The sequence below is a fragment of the Blautia sp. AF34-10 genome (assembly GCF_003477865.1).
Classification (GTDB): domain Bacteria; phylum Bacillota; class Clostridia; order Lachnospirales; family Lachnospiraceae; genus Fusicatenibacter; species Fusicatenibacter saccharivorans.
In genome coordinates, this window is the sequence record NZ_QUED01000003.1 from 165421 (window position 1) to 186586 (window position 21166).

Annotated in this window: 15 protein-coding genes, 2 pseudogenes, 1 CRISPR repeat array and 1 riboswitch; of the genes and pseudogenes, 3 read left to right on the forward strand and 14 right to left on the reverse strand. The window is 50.9% G+C overall.

The features are described 5' to 3' along the window. Positions 1–128 precede the first annotated feature (128 nt). The 5 genes and pseudogenes from topA to sigK form a co-directional block, all read right to left on the reverse strand. Positions 129–2208, reverse strand: a pseudogene (topA, locus tag DWZ60_RS20605) (type I DNA topoisomerase). Positions 2209–2575: 367 nt separating this feature from the next. Then, complete coding sequence (gene dprA / locus DWZ60_RS03185; protein ID WP_022462182.1) at positions 2576–3445, reverse strand: DNA-processing protein DprA; 870 nt, start codon at positions 3443–3445, stop codon at positions 2576–2578. Between the two features lie 3 nt (positions 3446–3448). After that, positions 3449–4831, reverse strand: a complete 1383-nt coding sequence (locus DWZ60_RS03190) for a YifB family Mg chelatase-like AAA ATPase (RefSeq protein ID WP_330422070.1) — start codon at positions 4829–4831, stop codon at positions 3449–3451. A 17-nt stretch (positions 4832–4848) separates the two neighbouring features. Continuing rightward, the gene (locus tag DWZ60_RS19155) at positions 4849–4971 is read right to left on the reverse strand and encodes a hypothetical protein (protein WP_330415163.1); all 123 of its coding nucleotides are present in this window, start codon (positions 4969–4971) and stop codon (positions 4849–4851) included. A 195-nt stretch (positions 4972–5166) separates the two neighbouring features. Beyond that, positions 5167–5793 carry an RNA polymerase sporulation sigma factor SigK gene (sigK, locus tag DWZ60_RS03195; protein ID WP_022462180.1) on the reverse strand — a complete coding sequence of 209 codons (627 nt, stop codon included), beginning with the start codon at positions 5791–5793 and terminating at the stop codon, positions 5167–5169. A gap of 136 nt (positions 5794–5929) precedes the next feature. Here sigK and DWZ60_RS03200 point away from each other — a divergent pair, with 136 nt between their 5' ends. Beyond that, positions 5930–7981, forward strand: a complete 2052-nt coding sequence (locus tag DWZ60_RS03200) for a HelD family protein (protein ID WP_119221228.1) — start codon at positions 5930–5932, stop codon at positions 7979–7981. 58 nt (positions 7982–8039) lie between these two features. On the opposite strand, the gene DWZ60_RS03205 is transcribed toward DWZ60_RS03200, so the two are convergent. Beyond that, positions 8040–9584, reverse strand: coding sequence for an alpha-amylase family glycosyl hydrolase (locus tag DWZ60_RS03205; RefSeq protein ID WP_117761016.1), 1545 nt, complete (start codon positions 9582–9584; stop codon positions 8040–8042). Positions 9585–9782: 198 nt separating this feature from the next. Here DWZ60_RS03205 and DWZ60_RS03210 point away from each other — a divergent pair, with 198 nt between their 5' ends. Beyond that, the gene (locus DWZ60_RS03210; RefSeq protein WP_158576293.1) at positions 9783–10658 is read left to right on the forward strand and encodes an AraC family transcriptional regulator; all 876 of its coding nucleotides are present in this window, start codon (positions 9783–9785) and stop codon (positions 10656–10658) included. 91 nt (positions 10659–10749) lie between these two features. On the opposite strand, the gene DWZ60_RS03215 is transcribed toward DWZ60_RS03210, so the two are convergent. Then, positions 10750–11574, reverse strand: coding sequence for a TrmH family RNA methyltransferase (locus DWZ60_RS03215; protein ID WP_118659288.1), 825 nt, complete (start codon positions 11572–11574; stop codon positions 10750–10752). Between the two features lie 359 nt (positions 11575–11933). Here DWZ60_RS03215 and DWZ60_RS03220 point away from each other — a divergent pair, with 359 nt between their 5' ends. Continuing rightward, positions 11934–12392, forward strand: coding sequence for a DUF2798 domain-containing protein (locus tag DWZ60_RS03220; RefSeq protein ID WP_022462175.1), 459 nt, complete (start codon positions 11934–11936; stop codon positions 12390–12392). A gap of 112 nt (positions 12393–12504) precedes the next feature. Here the strand turns inward: DWZ60_RS03220 and DWZ60_RS03225 are convergent, their stop codons facing one another. The 7 genes and pseudogenes from DWZ60_RS03225 to cas2 all read right to left on the reverse strand — a co-directional run. After that, entirely contained in the window at positions 12505–13116 is a 612-nt protein-coding gene (locus tag DWZ60_RS03225; RefSeq protein ID WP_022462174.1) for a hypothetical protein, read from the reverse strand. A 139-nt stretch (positions 13117–13255) separates the two neighbouring features. Beyond that, complete coding sequence (locus DWZ60_RS03230) at positions 13256–14560, reverse strand: sirohydrochlorin cobaltochelatase (RefSeq protein ID WP_119221229.1); 1305 nt, start codon at positions 14558–14560, stop codon at positions 13256–13258. Positions 14561–14854: 294 nt separating this feature from the next. After that, positions 14855–15048, reverse strand: a riboswitch (cobalamin riboswitch). Between the two features lie 63 nt (positions 15049–15111). Further along, positions 15112–16842, reverse strand: coding sequence for an amino acid ABC transporter ATP-binding/permease protein (locus DWZ60_RS03235; RefSeq protein ID WP_119221235.1), 1731 nt, complete (start codon positions 16840–16842; stop codon positions 15112–15114). After that, on the reverse strand, positions 16842–18581 hold the full coding sequence (locus DWZ60_RS03240) for an ABC transporter ATP-binding protein/permease (protein WP_118600799.1): 1740 nt from the start codon (positions 18579–18581) through the stop codon (positions 16842–16844). Before DWZ60_RS03240 ends, DWZ60_RS03235 begins: the two co-directional genes overlap by 1 nt. Before the next feature lie 13 nt (positions 18582–18594). After that, complete coding sequence (locus tag DWZ60_RS03245; protein ID WP_118600801.1) at positions 18595–18942, reverse strand: nitrous oxide-stimulated promoter family protein; 348 nt, start codon at positions 18940–18942, stop codon at positions 18595–18597. After that, a complete protein-coding gene (locus tag DWZ60_RS03250) occupies positions 18939–19343 on the reverse strand; it encodes a YbaN family protein (RefSeq protein WP_119221230.1) in 405 nt (134 codons plus the stop codon). Before DWZ60_RS03250 ends, DWZ60_RS03245 begins: the two co-directional genes overlap by 4 nt. A 386-nt stretch (positions 19344–19729) precedes the next feature. Further along, positions 19730–20695: a CRISPR direct-repeat array (repeat unit 32 nt; unit sequence ATTTCAATCCACGCTCCCGCGAGGGGAGCGAC). A gap of 175 nt (positions 20696–20870) precedes the next feature. Beyond that, a pseudogene (cas2, locus tag DWZ60_RS03255) lies at positions 20871–21158 on the reverse strand (CRISPR-associated endonuclease Cas2); the annotation flags it as partial. Positions 21159–21166: the final 8 nt, after the last annotated feature.

Consider the following 21166-nt stretch of genomic DNA (forward strand, 5'->3'; position numbering starts at 1 on the left):
TTCAGAAAACTATAAATTTTATAAAAATTCATGCTAAATTTTTTCGGATCTTCCTGTTTTTCCGCCTCGATAAGCAAAAAAAAACGGCCTGCACCAGTTTTTCACCAGTACAGACCGCTTTGTCATTCTCAGTCTTCGTCTTTCTTTTCGCGTGCTTCTACATAGCCGCACTGCTCGTCCGCGCAGACCAGCTTATTGCCTTTTTCCAGCATATAGCCGCCGCACTGCGGGCATTTCTTGGCAGACGGTTTCTGCCAGGACATGAAATCGCATTCCGGATTGTTTTCGCATCCATAATATTTCCGTCCTTTTTTCGTCTTGCGCAGGATCACTTCTTTTCCGCACTTCGGACACGGAACACCGATCTTTTCCAGATACGGCTTCGTGTTCTTGCAGTCCGGGAATCCCGGGCAGGCGAGGAATTTTCCGTGCGGGCCGTATTTGACCACCATGTTGCGGCCGCAGTTCTCGCAGATGACATCCGTCACCTCATCCTCTACCTTAACTTCTTCGAGGTTCTTTTCTGCCTCTGTGACCGCCTCATAGAGATCCGGCCAGAAGTTCTCGACTACTGTCTTCCACGGAACACTTCCATCTCCAACCCTGTCGAGCAGAGCTCCATCGTTGCCGTAAAGTTGACATCCACGATGCTCGGGAATGCCTCTTTCATCATGTTGTTGACCACCTCGCCGAGCTCTGTCATGTAAAGGTTCTTGTTCTCCTTTGCCACGTAACGGCGGTTGATGATCGTTGTGATGGTCGGCGCATACGTACTTGGACGGCCGATGCCGAGTTCCTCAAGCATTTTGACAAGGGATGCCTCGGTGTAGTGTGCCGGCGGCTGTGTGAAGTGCTGCTGCGGATCCATCTTTTCCAGTGCCAGCTCCGTTCCTGCCTCCAGGCTCCGGACAGCGGCGTTTTTCTCTTTCTTTTCCTCATCCGGATCGGTGTAAACGGACATGAAACCATCAAATGCCAGACGGGAGGAAGCTGCTGTAAAGAGATACTCTCCTGCATTGATCCGTGCGGAAATTGTCTCATAGTCGGCTGGCTGCATGCGGCTTGCCACAAAGCGTTTCCAGATCAGCTGATACAGGCGGAACAGATCTCTTGGCAGGGATTCTTTTACCATTACCGGTGTATTCGTCACATTGGTCGGACGGATGGCCTCGTGCGCATCCTGTGCCTTGCTGTTTTTATTCTCCGTCGTGTCTCCGCTTGCGGTATATTTTGTGCCGTACTGCTCCTGGATAAAGGAACGTGCTGCCGCATCGGCCTCCTCGCTGATTCGTGTAGAATCGGTACGCAGATAGGAAATCAGAGCGATCGTTCCCTTTCCTTTTACTTCCACGCCCTCGTAGAGCTGCTGCGCCAGACGCATCGTCTTCTGTGTGGAGAAGTTCAGCACCTTCGATGCTTCCTGCTGCAGGGTACTCGTGGTGAACGGAAGCGGCGCTTTCTTGGAACGCTCTCCTTTTTTCACTTCGGATACGGTAAAGGTCTCATTTTCCAGTCCCTTTAAGATTTCATCGAGCTGCTCTTTCGTCTCGATCGCCATCTTTTCACTGCCTTTTCCGTGGAATTTTGCGACGAGCGGTTTCTTCTCGCCTGGAATTTTCAGATCTGCTTCCAGTGTCCAGTATTCTTTCGGAATGAACGCATTGATCTCATCCTCGCGGTCGCCGATGATGCGCAGTGCAACGGACTGCACACGGCCGGCGGAAAGTCCGCGTTTGATTTTCTTCCATAACAATGGGCTGATTTCATAACCTACCATACGGTCGAGGCAGCGGCGCGCCTGCTGCTCGTCCACCAGGTTCATATCGATGTCGCGTGCCTGTTTGATCGACGCTTTGACTGCTGATTTGTGATCTCGTTGAAGGTGATGCGGCGCATCTTGTTCTCATCGAGATTCAGCGCAATCGACAGATGCCAGGAAATTGCCTCTCCCTCGCGGTCAGGGTCAGTTGCGAGATAAACTTTATCTGCTTTTTTTGCGGCTTTTCGAAGAGATGCCAGAAGCTCTCCTTTTCCGCGGATGGTGATATATTTTGGTTCAAAGTCATGTTCTACATCAATTCCAAGCCGGCTTTTCGGCAGATCGCGCACATGGCCCATAGATGCTGCAACTTCGTAATTTGCCCCGAGATACTTTTTCACCGTCTTGACTTTTGCCGGTGATTCCACTATTACAAGATATTTTGCCACCTCTGATGCCTCCTGAATACATATTTTTATAACTGTCCAGATCTATATTGCGTTTTTCATATCGCATAGTTCTGCATCATTACAAATTCCAGAATAATTCCTAAATTAGTCGTAACTTCCACTGACTATACACCAAAAAGTTTTTTCTTGCAAGTGTTTTCCATTTTTAAAATGTACCATTTTTCGATGTTTCCCGACAAAATAACAGGATTTTTTCAATTTTTTAACGATTTTTCCTGATTTTTTTCTTTTCTTTTTCCTTTTTCAGACATGCACGCGGCGCAGAAGAGCCCCCTTTTTTCTTTTTCTTCTATTATAATTGTGCACCGGGCGGAATATCACAAAACCTTTCTTTTCCTCGTCCCTTTTACGATAACGCCATGTACACGCCCGGCGGATTTTCCGCAATAACGCCGTCAATTTCGAGTGCCAGCAGAATGCCGGTCAGCTCCTGCAGCGGGATTCCGGTGCTGCCGGCAAGCTGTGCAAGATTCTGCGGTTCTGCCGCGAGTGTTTTCAGAACCATTTCCGCCTCTTTTCCATAGCGCGGACGCGGTGCGGCTCTTTTTGTCCCGGCCTTTTTCACGCCCAGCTCCTCGAGAATCGTTTCGGGTGAAATCGCAATTTCCGCTCCCTGCGCGATCAGGCGGTTGCAGCCGCGGCTTGTCGCATCCGTTGTCCGTCCGGGCAGGGCAAATACCGTTTTTCCCTGCTCCAGCGCGTAGTCCGCCGTAATGAGCGAGCCGCTCTTCTCTTTTGCCTCAATTACCAGAACGACATCTGCCAGCGCACTGATCACGCGGTTGCGGATCGGGAAATGCCACGGAAGCGGCTCTGCGCCCGGAGGAAATTCGCTTAAGACACCGCCTCCGTTTTCCAGCATCCGCCGCATCAGCGGGTAATTCTGTTTCGGATAGCAGATATCCACACCGCAGCCAAGCACGGCAAACGTCTTTCCCTTTCCGCGCAGTGCCCCCTCGTGCGCCGCCGCGTCGATTCCGCACGCCAGTCCGCTGATCACCGCCACGCCGTTTGCCGCCAGCACCTGCGCGAAAAAGGCCGCCTGGCTCTTTCCGTACGCCGTACATATCCGCGCGCCCACAATCGCCGCTGTTTTCTGCTCATCCGCCGGCAGCGCGCCCCGCACGAAAAGGCGGGACGGCATGTCCGCGAACGGCATAAGCCGCTCCGGATAGCCCTCCTGCCCGCGGCCGACTGTAAAGATTTCCATCGCCATACGTCAGATCCTCCATATACTTTTGTCGGCGCTCCGAAAGCAGATCGCCTCGCTGATATGCGGCACGCCGATTTTGACCGCCCCGTCCAGATCCGCAATTGTCCGCGCGGTGCGGATAATCCCGTGGTAGGAACGCGCGCTGAGGCGCAGGCGGCGGAAGGCATCCTCTAAAAGCTCTTCCGCTGCCTTTTCCAGGATACAGTATTTCTCGATCTGGCCTGCTTTCAGTTCGCTATTGAAATGAATCGACTCCTGCCGGTAGCGCGCCGCCTGAATTTGCGCCGCTGCCGTCGCTTTTTCCCGCATCCTGCCCGAGGATTCGCACCGCTCCTCGCCGTGCAGATCCTCGTAGGAAAGTGCTTCCACCTGCACGCAGAGATCCATGCGGTCGAGGAACGGCTGGCTGACTCTCGAGAGATACCGGCTGATGTCGCCGGGTGCGCAGGTACAGCGCGATAAGTCGGGGTAAAAGCCGCAGGGGCAGGGGTTCATTGCCGCCACCATCAGAAATGACGCCGGGAACACATAGTTTCCGCTGACACGTGAAATCACAATCCGGTGCTCCTCGAGCGGCTGGCGCAGGATCTCAATGGTTGTGCGCGTCATCTCCGGGAGTTCATCAAGGAAGAGAACGCCGCGGTGTGCCAGCGTAATTTCGCCCGGAGACGGCTGTTTTCCGCCGCCTGCAAGAGCCTGCGGCGACATCGTGTGATGCGGAGCACGGAAGGGCCGCTCCCGGCGGACACCCTCTCCTTTGGCAAGCATTCCGGCGATGCTGTAGATCCGCGTTACTTCCATCTGCTCCTCCTCAGACATCGGAGGCATGATCGTCGGAATCCGCCTTGCGATCATGGATTTTCCGCTGCCCGGCGGCCCCAGCATCAGCAGATTGTGAAATCCGGCCGCAGCGATGAGCGCCGCCCGCCGCGCCGCCGTCTGGCCCTGCACTTCGGAAAAGTCCGGCTCTTTTCCGTCCTCCTTCTTTTGATTTTCTATAGACGGAAGCGACGGCATTTTCCCTTCACAGCAGTAGTTCAAAAGCTCCTGTAAATTCTGGATTCCAACGACGTGAAGCCCGCCGACCAGACCCCCTTCCGCGGCATTTCCGGCTGGAACAAGAAGCGTTGTGCATCCAAGCTCCCGCGCCTTCGCCGCTGCCGGAAATACACCGCTGATCTCCTGCACATGGCCGTCAAGGCCGAGTTCGCCGAGCACCATCGTTTTCCGGAGTGACCCGGGCGGAATCCGGCCGAGCGTCATCAGAACGCCCGCTGCAATCGGAAGATCGAAACGCGATCCTTCTTTTCGGACGTCCGCCGGGGATAAATTAATCGTAATTCGTTTCGGCGGCAGGGAAATTCCCATGTTTTTGAGGGCTGTCCGCACGCGGTCCTGCGCCTCCTTTACCTGGCACTCACGTAGCCGACCATCGTAAACTGCGGCATGCCGTCACTGACATCCGCCTCCACCTGCACCGGAATCATCTCCATGCCCGAGACGGTGGCTGATAATACACTGCAATACAAAGAAAACCTCCTTTTCTTTCAGTAGCAGGTCGTATAGTTCCTATTTATTTTTCATTTTGGGAAAATGTCCGGCAAGAACACCGGGAAGATATTATCTTTGATTTTTGTTCGAAAAAGTAAGGATAAGGAAACCTTTTCTGCACCTGATTTCCTTACCCTTTATTATAGAAGCAGTCCGTTTGAAATGTCAAGCATTTACGAAGCGGCAAACCGTAACCGCAACTTTTCAATTGCATTCTTCTCGATCCGCGACACGTACGAACGGCTGATGCCGAGCCGGGCAGCGACCTGTTTCTGTGTGTATTCTGCTTTTCCGCCAAGGCCGTACCGGAGAAGAAGCACCTGTTTTTCCTGCTCTTTTAATTCCGAATCCAGATAACAGTACAGCCGCACCGCGTCCTCTTTCCGGTTGTACTGTTCCGCGATATCCTCCCCGCCGCCCTCCACGATGTCGAGCAGATGGATCTCATTTCCCTCCTTGTCGGTTCCGATCGGCTCGTAGAGGGAAATCTCCCGTGCCGTTTTCTTTTTGCTCCGAAGATACATCAGCAGCTCATTATCAATACAGCGGGCGGCGTATGCGGCCAGCCGGTTTCCTTTTTTCGAATCATATGTCATCACCGCCTTGATGAGGCCGATCGTTCCAATGGAAATCAGATCGTCGAGATCATCGGGCAGACCCTGATACTTTTTCACAACGTGCGCGACCAGGCGCAGATTCCGCTCGACCAGAATGTCTCTGGCTTTTGTATCGCCCCTCTGATACGCATCCAGACAGCTTTTTTCTTCCTGTGCAGACAGTGGTTTTAAAAAGGGTTCCAAGAAAAGCGGCACCTCAAAGGGGATTTTTCTTTATTTTATGTTTGAATTGCAGGAAACGTGCCTGTCTGCTATACTGATAAGATCAGCCGGGTTTTCCGGCACTCGACATTATATTTTTAAGAGGAGGTTTCCTTTTATGACAGACCAGAAAAACGGACAGGAATATCTTTCTTTTGTGCTGGAAAAGCTGCAGGCGCGTCTTGCCGAGATCAGCCAGTCTCTGCTGGACGGACAGAAAGAGATTGAAAATATGCACGATTATTACTGGCAGAACTATACCGAGATGGACCAGTACGGATATGAGGATTACGACAATCAGCAGGCGCTGCTGCATCAGGTGAATGCGAATCAGGAGCAGCTTCTTCTGCGGAGCCGCTTCCGGAAAATGCTGGATTCTCCGTTCTTCGGGCGTGTGGATTTCCGCTATGACGGGGATGATGAGCCGGAAATTTTCTATATCGGCATCGGCAATTTTGCGGAGCGGCCGGGCGAGCTGCCGCTGATTTACGACTGGAGAAGCCCGGTCAGCGGTCTTTTCTACGATTTTGACCGCGGGCCGGCTTCCTATCTGGCGCCGGGCGGCGAGATGACAGGGGAAATCTGTTCCAAGTGGCAGTATAAGATCCGGGATGGAAAGATGATTTACGGATTTGAGAGTGATGTGAAAATTGATGATGATATTTTAAAGGCGGAGCTTGGCAGCAACGGCGAGGTACAGCTGAAGAATATTATCCGCACAATTCAGAAGGAACAGAATGCGATCATCCGCAATACGAAGGACCGGATTCTGGTAATTCAGGGAGCGGCGGGAAGCGGCAAAACATCGGTGGCGCTGCATCGGATTGCCTACCTTTTGTATCATGACAGACAGAATCTGAAGTCTTCGAATATTCTGATTTTATCGCCGAACGGGGTATTTTCGGATTATATTTCACATATTCTGCCGGAGCTCGGTGAGGAGAATATTCAGGAGATGAGTTTTGATCTCTTTGCTTACCGCAAATTACAGGACACGGCGGCGGACTGTGAGGATCGCTGTGATCAGATTGAGCGGGAGATGCGGGATCCAAAAGCCGCAGAACGGTTTGCTTTAAAACAGTCGCAATCGTTTGTGGACCAGATGGAGGGATTTGCGCTGGAACTTGAGGACGAGCTGATGAATTTCTCAGACGTTTCGTATAAGTCGTTTGTGAAGTCGGAATCGGAGATTATTACGCTGTTTTATGACAAGTTTGCGGATATTCCGCTGCTCTCGCGGATGGATGCGGTGGCGGAGACGTTTATTGACGAGATCGAGACGCTGCTGAACCGGGATCTGCCGGAGGAGGAGCGGATTCCGCTCATCGAAAAATTCCAGAAGATGTATGAGACGATGGATTTTTATGTTCTCTACAATCGTTTTCTGAAGAAAGAGGGATATCAGACGCTGCCGCGGCGGCCGTTGGAGAAGCGGAAACTGCGGTATGAGGATGTGTATCCGGTTCTGTATCTGAAGTACCGCCTGTCGCGGCAGGCGGAGCGGTCGAATATTAAGCATCTGGTGATTGATGAAATGCAGGATTATTCGCGGCTCCAGTATCTGATTATCCGGCGGATGTTTTCCTGTAAGATGACGATTCTCGGCGACCGGGCGCAGACGATGGCGGATCAGCAGCAGGATGTACTGCAGTTTTTACCGGGGATTTTCGGGAAGGATCTGCGGCGGATTGAGATGCGGAAGAGTTACCGGAATACGGTGGAAATTGCGTCGTATGCGGCAAATCTCATTGGCGTGACGGATCTGGAGCTGTTTGAACGGCACGGAATGCCGGTGTTGGAACGGGATGTCACGGATCTTGAGGCGGCTCTGCGGGAGGCAGTGGATACGCTGTTTCCAGATGAGAAAACGTATGAGACGGCGGCGGTGATTGTACCGGATGAGAAGACGGCGGAACGGGCTTATTTGATTTTGCGGGAGATTCTGGCAGAAAAAGATTTTGACTGTGAAAAGCGGCTTTCTTGGCTGAACCGTGACAGCTCCAGTTTTAAGAAAGGACTGACGGTTACCACATTTTATCTGGCGAAAGGGCTGGAGTTTGATCAGGTGTTCTCTATTTTCCCGAAGGACGAGAAACGGGAGATAATGATGCAGGCGCAGTATATTGCAGCGACCAGGGCATTGCATGAGCTGAGAGTGTATCATATTTAAAAACAGGGAGATCCTCCGAAAAAATTCGATTGGATCTCCCTGTCATTTTTATTTTCGATCAGATATGATAGAATCCTGCGGACTGTGCCGGGATGGTGATGGTTCCGTCTTTGGATTCTGCTTTTCCTCCGATCGTGTAGAGGGCATCCTTCAGCTCTGCACTGTATGGGAAGGACTGCTCTTTGTCGGATGGATTGATGATAACGAGGACTTTTTCGCCCTCTGCCTCACGGACGTATGCCAGCGGATACTGGTTTTTCTCTGCATAAACGAACTCGATGGTTCCGCGGCTTAAGAGTGCTTTGCTGCTCTGGCGGATCTGGATGAGTTTTTTAACTTCGTGGTACAGGGAATCCGGATCGGCCATCTGTGCTTTGGCGGTCGGACGGTCCTTGCCCGGGTCCATGGTGATGTAGAGGTCACTGGCCGGTGCGCTGGAGAATCCTGCGTTGGTGCTGTCATCCCACTGCATCGGAGAACGGGAACCGGTGCGGTTGTATCCGCCCTCAACGGATTTCAGGCCTTCGACGTAGCGCATACCGATTTCATCACCGTAGTAGATGAACGGCGCACCTGGCATGGAAAGAAGGAAAGCGAAAGCAATTTTCAGCTCATCCCCCTGCAGACGGCGTGCCAGACGGTCCATATCATGGTTTCCGGACGGGATGCAGATCAGGCCTTTCTGTGCGGTCTTATTGTAGTTGGTTTTGTAGGTCTCTACAAACTCAGAGATATCTCCTTTTCCGCGTTTGGAGAAGAATGGCTCATCGCAGCGGAACAGATCGTTGTAATGGGACGGTCCAAAGTGAAGAAGGAAGTCCATGTGGAAGCCGCCCTGTAAGGATTTGTCCGGCTCGCCCCACTCGGATACCATGGCTGCATCCGGGAACTCGGCGTCGAGGAATTTCCGTACCTGCTGCCACAGGCGGATGGTTCCTTTGCCTTCCTGATCGTTCTTTACCAGGGAGCCCGCCATATCGACACGGAAGCCGTCGCAGCCCATGTTCAGCCAGAATCTCATGACATCTTCCATCGCTGCCAGCGTTGCCTGCGGTCCCTCATCATCAAAGGACTGCTGCCACGGTTTTTCCGGATCCGGCTGATAAAAGCCGTAGTTCAGGGCCGGCTGGTTGGAGAAGAAGTTGATGGCGCAGGCGCCGTCACGCTCGGAAATGCCGCGCAGGCTTCCCATTCCTTCCGGTGCTTCCCATACGTTATTGGTCCATACGTAGCGGTCTGTAAATTCATTGCGGTCTGCTTTCATGGATTCTTTGAACCATGGATGCTCAACAGATGTATGGCCCGGAACCAGGTCGAGCAGAACGTGCATGTCACGTTTGTGTGCCTCTTCGAAAACTCTCTTCAGATCCTCATTCGTTCCGTAGCGCGGTGCAACGCGGCAGTAATCTGCGACATCGTATCCTGCATCACCGAATGGGGACAGGAAGCACGGGTTGATCCAGATGGCGTTGCAGCCCAGCTCCTTGATGTAGTCTAATTTTTCAATGATACCCTGGAAATCTCCGATTCCGTCGGCGTTGGTGTCGTTGAAGGACTGCGGGTAAATCTCATAAAATACTGCGTTATCTAACCATTTTGACATTTTTTCTTTTCCTCTTTCGCTCTTATTTCTGCTGTATTTTCGTCGTTGCAGCAAGTGTTTCTATATGATATATTACTACTGTATCCGCTGAAATACCAGTAATTTCCTATTTCATTCTAATACTATTCTATGATTTTATGCATGCCGCGCTCTGCCATTTCCGGCATTTTACGCACATGCTTTTTGGAGGAGGATTTTATGATGCTTTCTGCTGCGAAAGAAAAACGCCAGCACGGCTCCATGCAGGTTCCCTACAGTTATTATGACTGCCGGATGCCCGACTATTTTCCCGGCGTACCGCTGCACTGGCACGGGGAGATGGAGCTGAATTATATCAAACGCGGAACGGGGTATTTTCAGTATGAGGACCGTCTGCTTACGGCGCATGCCGGTGATATTTTTCTGATTCAGCCGAACCTCGTACATGCCATTCTGCCCGCCGAGCAGGAGTCGATGTTTTATGATACGATTGTTTTCCACCAGAATATGCTGATCGGCGGGTATGACGACCGCAGCTACACGGAAATTCTGCAGCCGTTTTTCTCCGCCCGGCGCCGCATCCAGGCACCGATTTCACCCGAACATTCCGGTTATGCTGCACTTTCTGCATCCGTCCATCAGATTTTCCGCTGCATCCGTGAAAACTCTGCTGTCTCCGATCTTCTGCTGAAAAGTGAGCTGCTCCGCTTCTTCTATCTGCTCGCCGCATCGCCGGAACTCTGCACCGATCGTCCCGCCATGCCTGCGGCTGCTGAAAACCTGCGGCCTGTGCTCGCCTATATCCAGGAGCACTTCGCCGACCCGATTACCATAGAGGAACTTGCCAGGCTGTCGCATTTGAGCAAAAGCTATTTTATGAGCTGTTTTAAGCAGACCTTCGGACTCGGGGCCGTTGAATATCTGACACAGCTTCGGATCAAAGCCGCCTGCGAGGCGCTGCGCAGTACGACGCGGAGTGTGTCCGAAATCGCGTACGACAATGGTTTCCGCAACCTTTCCAACTTCAACCGGCAGTTCCGAAACAAAGTGGGATGTACGCCGCAGATGTATCGGAAGGAATTTCAAAATCCGTAAATTCAAAAAGGGATGCATCAAAATATGCATCCCGAAAATCTATCTCTGATCCTATTTTTATTCCGTAATCTCCGGTACCGACGGAACATCTTTATCTTCTTCCCGCCAGCTCCCAGAATGCGACAGCGCTCGCCGCAGCGACGTTCAGTGAATCCACACCGTGTGTCATCGGAATCAGCACGGTTGCATCTGTTTCAGCGATCGTATCACTTGCCAGTCCGTCACCCTCGGTTCCGAGCAGAATGGCGAGCTTTTCATGCGTTTTTAACGACGGATCATCCATCGGAACGGAGTCTTCTTTTAATGCCATCGCAACGGTATAAAATCCAAGTTCCTGCAGTGAAGCAATTCCCTGCTCCGGCCAGTAACTGCCGCCTGGCAGCACGGTCCACGGGACCTGGAAGACATTTCCCATGCTCACGCGGATGGCGCGGCGGTACAGCGGGTTGCTGCAGCCTGATGTGAGGAGCACGGCATCGATGCCAAGCGCGGCGGCGGAACGGAAAATCGCACCGACATTCGTCGGGTTCACGACATTTTCCAGAATCGCCACGCGGCGGGCATTCCGGCAGATTTCCTCCATAGCCGGAAGCGTGCGGCGGTGCATCGCGCAGAGCATGCCGCGCGTGAGGGCAAAGCCTGTGAGCTGTTCCAGCACCTTCGTCTCTGCTGTATAGACCGGCGCGTTCGGGCAGTGCGCAAAGAGTGCTTCGTTTGCGGCAAGCTCTGCGCTTCCGGCAAGGAACGAAACCGGTTCATATCCGGCATCCAGCGCACGCTCGATGACACGCGGACTCTCCGCAAGAAAAAGGCCTGGCTGCGGTTCATAATAGTGCAATAACTGCGGTTCTGAAAGACGCGCATACACGTCGAGCTCCGGCGCCGCAAAGTTTTCGATTTTTCTGATCTCTGACATAATATTGATTTCCTTTTGCGTTTTCTCTTTGTTTTCACTATGTTCTATTGTAGCAATCCCGCTCCCGTTTCGCAATCCATTCTTTTTCCCGCCGGTGCCGTTCCCCGCACCATTCGCCAAACCGTGCTTCCAGCACGCATCGAATTTTCTTATTTATCTGTCTTTTTTTAAAATTTCTCAATTTCCTCTTGCCAAACGCCGCCGGAGACGTTATAATAATCGACGGTTCAAAATTAAAAACTGCAGAAAAGATTGGTATCAGATTGGAAACGGCACAAGTGCATTGCTTGGTTAACGAACAACACATGTGTCTTTTTTGCGCCCATTTTTCAAAATTGCAAAGAAAAGGAGAACAATCGATGCCAAAAACAAAATTTCAAAACGTTGTATTTACCCTCATGATGTCCTTTCTGATGGTCTATGCCATGATCTGCTACAACATTTCCATGAACATCGGCGGAATGACAAATCAGGTCTTTCTGATGGCGTTTCACGAGATGATAATCATGTGGCCGGCCGCTTTTATCCTCGAGTTTTTCCTCGTGGATCATCTGGCTCACAAATTAGCTTTTTGCATGGTAACACCGCAGGATCGTCCGATCGTAATCACGCTGGCAATTTCCATTATGATTATTGCTATTATGTGTCCGATTATGAGTTTTATTGCAACACTGCTGTTTAAAAATGCCGGAAAGGAATTTGTCGCTGTCTGGCTTCAGACCACGTTCTTAAATTTCCCGGTTGCCTTCTTCTGGCAGCTCATGTACTGCGGACCCTTCATCCGTTTTCTGTTCCGCAAACTGTTTCCGGAAAAATAAGAAAAGATATCCACAAAGGCGAACCGCTTTTCCCCTCTCTTTCCACAATTTCTGTGGACAGACGGTGCAAAATGGTTCGCCTTCTGTGGATATCTTTTGTTTTCTTCCGGGATTACTCCTGCGGTACCGGATTGGATACGCTGACTACATGATCATACCAGGTTCCTTTTTTACCAATGATCGCAACATTGAAATCCTCGTCCAGTTTTTCTACCGGGATATCAAAGCCGTACACTTCATCTGTGGTTCCGTCAGAATACGTTACCTCATCTGTGGTCGGCTCGATCAGCTCTGCGCCGTCTGCCTGTGCTTCTTCTTTTGTTCCCACAAAGACATTGACAATGTTTTTGGATACCAGGCTGACGTGGATGGTCATTTTTCCGTCTTTTACCGTCAGGACACCTTTTCCTTCTTTTGCTTCATTGACATGGAACATATTGCTGTCTGTATTGAAGTCTGCCGTATACGTACCGTCTTCCAGCTCTGATGCGCTGCTTTCTCCTGCAGTCTCCGCTGCCGATGCGCTTTCTGCTGAAACATCTGATGTGGATGTACTGCTCTCTGCCTTAGATGCATCCTGTACAGAAGCGGAAGATGCGTCTGCCGCAGAAGACGCAGATACTGCAGATGCAGAAGATGACGCTGCATCCTTTCCGCCACATGCGCCGAGCATGGATACAGTCAGTGCTGCTCCAAGAAAAAGAACTGCCAATTTTTTTCTCATAATAAAATTCCTCCTTGTATCACCTTGAAGCGGATCTTTTTCATCCGCTCAACTTAAAATCCGACAGCACACTGAGTCTCTTCAGCCGTACTGCCGGATCTTATTTTACTCTATTTTACGTTCGGAATACAACCCCTAATTATTCAGCATCGTCCTGAACGCCGTTGCCGTCCATAGCTGCCTTGGTGTGCTGTACATACAGCTGCTCAACAGCATCAATTCTTCCAAGACCTTCGATCTGAGTGTTGATCTCATCGAATGCACCGGATGCCTCAAACTGGCTCTTCCAGGAATCCTCATCCTCGCCTGCCATATCGTTGTTTGCGTGGTCACCTGCAACAACCATCAGCGGACGAAGAATTACTTTCTTGTATCCGGCTGCTTTTACTGCCTCGATCACATTCTCGCAGGCGGTCTCTTCCGGCTCGCCCTCAACGGTTCCGATGAATACGTTTTTGTATCCAAGAGTATCCATCTGTGTCTGCATCTGGCTGTAAGTTACTTTTGCATTGTGGGAAGTACCATGTCCCATAAATACGAAAGCAGTGCCGTCCTCTGCTGCTGCATCCAGACTGTCATAATTTGCAGATTTTACTGCCTGTGCCGTGATTGCTTCTGCAACGGCCTGTTTGTCCTCGTTGATTACGGTAGCGTCACTTCCAACCTCGCCAAGCAGCGGCTCTGCGATGGTTACGGACTCAAATTTATCTTTATAGCTATCTACTGCTTCTTTCAGCTCGTCGTACTCTGCGCCGTGCATCAGATGAGTCGGCTGAATAATCAGTTTTTTCACGCCATTGCTTACAGCTCTTTCCAGTGCCTGATCTACGTTGTCGATCTTCTCGTCATCGCGGGCCTGTACATGGTTGATGATGATCTGTGCAGTGAAGGCACGTCTTACGGACCAGTCCGGATATGCAGCCTGCAGAGCTTTCTCAACGCCTCCGATATCCTCAGCACGGCTGTCGTTGAAGGAAGTACCAAAGCTTACAACCAGAAGCTCATTCTCGCCGATCTCGTCTCCGTTTAACGGATCATCCTTGGAAGCATCCCCTGTGTCTCTTCCGAAGTAATCCGGATCTGCGTTCTCTCCTTCTACAAGTTCCTTCTGCGCATCTGTCAGGGCATCCCATGCCTCTTTTGCTTCTTTGCACTGCTCGTCGGTGTTATCATTTCTTTCCTGTACATAAATTGCGTCAATCAAAGCTGCCACTTTATCTGCTGCCTCCTGGTCTGCATCTGCGGATACCTCTTCAGATGCAGAAGATGCGCTTACGCTGCTGCTTGCTGCTGTGGTGTCTTCCTCAGATGCGGAAGATGCACTTACGCTGCTTGTTGCTGTGTTGCTTGCGCTGCTGCTGGATGCGTTGCTGCTTCCGCATGCGCCGAGCATAGATGTTACCATAGCTGCTGAAATTAAAGCGACTACAAGTTTCTTTTTCATTTTTGTTTTCCTCCCATTTGCTGGTATCTTTGCAACAACCAATATCGGGGACGTCTTACATTTCAAACTATGAGAAACACGCTCCGCGAGTTTCTCAAGTTATCGCGGCAGTCGCTAAGGTCTCGTGCAAGCACGGACTTTGGCTCGTTGCCCGCGTAAATAGAAAGAAGCCCTTTCGTTTTTCAACGAGGGGCTTCCAGTATTTTCATCACAAAGAAAACCATCTCACCCGCTGTGGGGCAAATGTCCGCTTTCCTGTTTTGTACTGCCAGTTCCTCGTGGCACGAACGTAACGTTCCTGTACTGCGAAAGGCAGGTCTCCCGGCTCATTGCTTCAGGATTTGACTCCAGCGCATCGGTCTCCTTCCCGGTTTCCCAGTGGATCATTCCCCTGCTTGCAAAATACGGTGACGAGTTCGTGCAGGATTCACACCTGCTTCCCTTTTCACCGGACACGTATGTCCGACACCTTACACATCGATATTTAATTGTCTTTTCTTTAACGACTGTTAGTGTAGCACATCGTCTTTTCTCTGTCAAGTGCTGTAAAATCAGGAAATCCGGCCATTTTCCATTTCATATACCACATCCGCGACGTTCATCGTGGACACTCTGTGCGATACGAGCACAATGGTTTTCTCTTCTGCCGATTCTTTCAGGGATTTCAGAATAATTCCTTCATTTAAGGAATCAAGATTCGATGTCGGCTCGTCCAGCAGGATCATGGATGCGTCATGCAGGAATGCCCGCGCGATACCGATCCGCTGTTTTTCTCCGCCGGACAGCGTATCGCCGAGTTCTCCGACTTCGGTGTCGTAGCCATTTGGCAGTGTCATGATGAAATCATGTATGGACGCCTTCTTCGCCGCCTCCATAATTTCTTCCCGCTTCGCGCCGGGTTTTGCAATAGCGATATTGTTCGCAATCGAATCGTGGAACAGGTGTGTCTCCTGCGTCACATAGCTTTCCATATCGCGCAGATGCTTTGTCGGGATTTTGCGGACATCGGCTCCGTCCACGGAAACGCGCCCCGTCTGGACATCCCAGAAGCGCATCAGAAGTTTTAAGATCGTCGATTTTCCGGAACCGCTCGCGCCGTGGATGCCGGTGATTTTTCCCGGTTCCAGTTTCAGCGAATACTGATCCAGAATCGTCTCGTCTTCGTAGGCAAACGTTACATTCTGCGCCTCGGCTCCTGCAAATGCGTGGTCACCGCCGGATGCCGCATCTCCCGGAATTTCCTCCACCAGCGGCGCTTCCTCGAGAAGGGAAAGCACACGCTCGCCGCTTGCCAGCGTCTGATTCAGGTTATTCGACAGGCTGGACAGCGCCACGACCGGGCCGAAGGAACCCATCATCGCGACTGTGCAGGTCAGGACTCCCTCAAATCCGATCCCGCCTTTCGTGTAAAGATAGATCGTCAGTGCCAGCATGCCGAACGATGCCAGAAGAATCACCATGTTGGTGACAGACCGCTGGGAGCCTTCCATGCGGCTTAAGTTTTCCTGCACAGAAGCCAGTTCTTTCGACCGCCCTGACATCTGCTCTTTCCGTTTTTCGCCCTGTCCGTACTGAATCGTCTCGTCGAGGCCACGCAGGGAATCCAGCACGAAGCTGTTCAGCTCGCCAAAGCCTGTCCGGAACTCCATTCCTTTCTGGCTTCCGCGCTTTCCGTTCCACATCGGGATCACAACGCCGACCGTCAGATACGCCGTAAGTGCAAGCAGCCCTGCCAGAACATGGTATCTTCCAATGAAGCATACCATAATCAGAGAAGTTAATGCTGCAATCGCAATCGGGGAAATCGTATGCGCATAGAATACTTCCAGAAGTTCGATATCGGTTGTGATAATCGAAATCAGATTTCCTTTGTCCCGTCCTTCCAGCTTCGCCGGGCAGAGCTTCCGCAAAGCTGCAAACACTTTATGGCGGATGATCGCCAGCAGTTTAAAAGCAATAAAGTGGTTGCAGTACTGCTCCGCATAATGCAGAATGCCGCGCAGCACCGCGTTCACGATCATCACCGTGAGTATCGTTTTTACCGGGGTATGTACAAGCCACATGTTTTGCACCGAAAGGCTCGTCCCTGCCGCGCCCGTCAGTAAGCCATGCACGATGACCTGTCCTGCCAGAATCGTCAGGAAGATCGCACATAAATATCCCATTGTTCCAAGAATAATTGCCGCCATCATAATATGAAGCAATGGCTTCACCAGCCCGATCAGGCTTCCCATAATCCGGAGGGCGCTTCTGCGTTTTGCTGTATTTTTCTTCTCGTTCATCATGCATTCCCCTGCTTTCCATAGTTTTCCAGTACCATCTGGCTGTCGTACAGATGCCGGTATGCGCCGTTCTGTTCCATCAGTTCCGCATGCGTTCCACGCTCGCAGATGGTACCGTTTTTCAGGAAATAAATCTGATCTGACTGTACGACGTTCGCAAGGCGGTGGGAAATCAGCAATACCGTTTTCGTCTTTGCGAGTTCATGAATCACATTCATGATCAGCTCTTCACTCTCGACATCAATATTCGATGCGGCTTCATCAAAGATATACACCGCACTGTCGCTCCGAAGCAGCGCCCGCGCAATCACAAGACGCTGGCACTGGCCGCCGGAGAGGTTTCCTGCTTTTTCGAGAAGCTCTGTCTGCAGTCCATTCTGTGTCTGTAAGAATCCCAGCAGATTGACTTTCTGCAGAACCGCCTCCATCTCCTCCTTCGTCGCATCCGGTTTCGCCATGCGCAGGTTCTCTTCTACGGTTCCTTTAAATAAGTAACTGTTGTGGCGGACCAGAACAACGTGCTTCATCAGATCCGTCTCATTGACTTCCGAGAGCGGCACGCCGCCCAGGGTGATGCTTCCCGCATATCCGCGGTTCTTTGCCGCAAGGATGCCCGCGATCGTACTCTTTCCGCAGCCGGATTCGCCGACCAGTGATACAAAACTGCCCGCCGGGAGCGTCAGGTCAATGCCTTTTAAGATTTCCCGGTCCTCTTCATAGGAAAAATGTACATCCTCCAACACGACATCCAGCGGTCCGTCCGGCAGCGTCCGCTCTCCCGTCTGCGGCTCCGGCAGATCGAGGATTTTGAAAATCTTGTCACTCGCCGCCATGCCGTTCATCGCGATGTGGAAGAATGATCCGAGCAGACGAAGCGGCAGGAAAAACTCGCTCGCCAGCAGCACAATGCAGAGCGTGCCGGACACGGTGAGGTTTCCTTTCAGAAATTCCGATACCGCCACCGCCATGCCAACCGCCGCGCCGCCGTATGCTACGATGTCCATCACGCTCGTTGAGTTGAGCTGCATCGTCAGAACTTTCATCGTGATCCGGCGGAAGTTCTGGGATTCCACATCCATCTCGTCGGCTTTCTGCTGGTCGGCCTGATAGATTTTTAAGGTCGTCAGACCCTGCAGATTTTCAAGGAACGAATCGCCGAGCCCTGTGTAAATACTCCAATATTTGTTCAACAGCTTCTTCGCAATCTTCTGCACGACCACAATCGAAATCGGGATCAGCGGTACGCAGATCAGAAGGATCACACTCGCTTTCATGCTCACCCGGCAGAGGATGGCGAACAGCGTGAGCGGTGCGAGCTGGCTGTAAAACAGCTGCGGCAGATACTTTCCAAAGTATGTTTCGAGCTGCTCCACACCTTCGGTGGACACCTGTACGACCTCTGAGGAAGACACCTGCTCGCTGTACGACGCCCCCAGTTTCAGCATTTTCTCATAAATTTTTTCACGCAGAATCCGTTTCACATCCACACACGCAAGATACGAAGACCGCGCACCCATCCGCTCGCAGAAAAAGCGGATCACAACAACAATTGCCAGTGTAAAAATCGTCCGTTTCACAGCCGCTGCCGTTACCGCACCATACACGACCCATTCCAGCAGATCGGCGATCGTAAATACTGCGATCACCTGCGACAGAAGCGCCGCCCACTGCCACAGAATCGTGTACACGATATACTTTTTCGCGTGGGACAGCAGCCCCACCAGTCTTGTTTTAATCATAAGTACCTCTCTTTTATGCTTTTGCTTTTCGCTTCTCTCTCATGCTGCAAATCAAATGCCAGATAGCTAAAATCGGATGATACAGCAGCATCCTCGGTCCCGAAAACCGCATAACGGCGCGGATCTTTTCCCGCATTTCCGGCTTGTAGCAGTGTACTTTGCAGTTTGCGCAGAATGTTTTCTGTTCCATGAAGGGACATTTCTGGCTCCGCTGTTTTGCATAGTCCGCTAATTTCTGACATTCCGGACACATCCCGCCGGATGCATTCCCCTTTTTTCCATGGTTCTTCCGGCAGTACAGGCGGATCATCTCTTCCACGACGTACTGTTCTTTCTGCCGCTTTTTTTCTACTTTGTTCATTTTGTTTCTCCTAGGATATGATCTTCTGTTTTTACGGTTTTGACCCGCAGGAAGAAATACAAAATATGGCACATCCATACCACAGCAATACAGATTCTTCCAATCGGCACATTCTTCATAGCAAAAAAGCCGATCGCCATCACAACCGTTACCATCCCGATAATTTTACATTTCGTTCCTACCGTCATCGCCCGATGCTGTACGAAGCTGTCGAGATGCTTCTTATATAACTGAGTTCCAATAAACCAGCTGTGCAGCCGTTCCGAACTTTTCGCAAAGCAGAACAGGGTCGCCATATAGAATGGAACTGTCGGCAGGATCGGAAGCACAATGCCGATGGTGCCAAATCCCAGGCACAGAAAACCGAGTATAATCCAAAAAATTGTCAGTGGATTTCTCATCATTTTCCTCCTTTCTTATCGAATAATAAATAGAAAAATAGCCGCCCATGGTTCTTGGTGAATACATGAGCGGTTAGTTATCACTTACGCTAGTTATAGATTAACATTGTTTGCCTTTCGTGTCAAACACATTTCACTCCTTAGAGAACACTTTGCAATCGTAGGGCAGTATCCTCGCGCACCTCCTTATTTTAACTCATGCTCCCACGAGGTGAGTGACCATTTCCTTTTTCTTTTCCGATGACTCGCGTCAAATTTCCATTCTTTCTTCTGCTAAGATAGCAGCGATCGTATCTGATATTGTGCTACCGTATGGCGTATTTCAACCTTTGTTCCCCTAAAGGGAGCGACCGTCCTAACGAGTTTATGACACCTACTGTATTTTGATTTCAATCCACGCTCCCGCGAGGGGAGCGACAGTCTCTATTGTCGGAATGATGCCGGAAAAAACAAATTTCAATCCACGCTCCCGCGAGGGGAGCGACATGGTACATCGGTAATAACTTATTGGAAATTTAACATTATTTCAATCCACGCTCCCGCGAGGGGAGCGACCTTTTTCTGGATCAGACTCCATTCTATGTGGTAACATTTCAATCCACGCTCCCGCGAGGGGAGCGACGAAAGAGAAGTCCGCGCCGGCAAGGATATCATCATTTCAATCCACGCTCCCGCGAGGGGAGCGACTATATTCCGGGCAATACACATGCTCTTCATGCGCTATTTCAATCCACGCTCCCGCGAGGGGAGCGACCCCACTGCTGTATTTCTTCTACATTTTCCATCAATTTCAATCCACGCTCCCGCGAGGGGAGCGACGGCAGGAATCACGGCAACGCAGAACTTGTCACAGGATTTCAATCCACGCTCCCGCGAGGGGAGCGACATACAGCCCACACGAAATAAAAGAGAGACTGCAGATAAATTTCAATCCACGCTCCCGCGAGGGGGAGCGACTTGTTTTCCGTGATCCATTTATGCAGTCTGCAGGATTTCAATCCACGCTCCCGCGAGGGGAGCGACGTTTACATACCCCTCTGGATTCATCTGCAGCATATTTCAATCCACGCTCCCGCGAGGGGAGCGACAGGCAACCTTCGGAGCACTGGCGATTCCGGCAAGCATTTCAATCCACGCTCCCGCGAGGGGAGCGACGGGGAGTTGGCGGAACCCTTATCATCCAGGACAATTTCAATCCACGCTCCCGCGAGGGGAGCGACCTTTCCGAAAGCCATGCAGATTTACAACCATTACAATTTCAATCCACGCTCCCGCGAGGGGAGCGACGCAAAACAGTCAACGATAAGATTCTTTTTCATAATTTCAATCCACGCTCCCGCGAGGGGAGCGACTTCAATTTTATCTAAAATTCACCCTATGTTTTTAACCATTTCTCACAACGCTTCATCTTTCTCCTCCTTCCCTTTCCATTCTTTTCTTCCCCATCTTCTCAATTCCAGCACCTTTTGTGCACTTTTTCAGGTGCGAATCTCCCGGGCTTTTTCTGTGTACTACCGATTCGCACCTAAAAATCAACACCTGATCTATAGCTGTACCACGTTCTACACCGATATGTTCAACTTTAGTTTTATAATTGTTTCCCAGATAATAAAACCGAAGACTGTCTTTTTCTTCATCGATAATGTCTGCTAAAATAGATTTTAATACAATACACTGTGCATTATCCAATATACATTCGAATACAGAATTTTGCACCCGTCTTCCGTAGTTGGTACATTGTTTGGCGACTTTACGTAAACGTTTTTTCCCCGCATCAGTTTCCGTATTGACATCATATGTGATCAATACCAGCATCCTCCCAC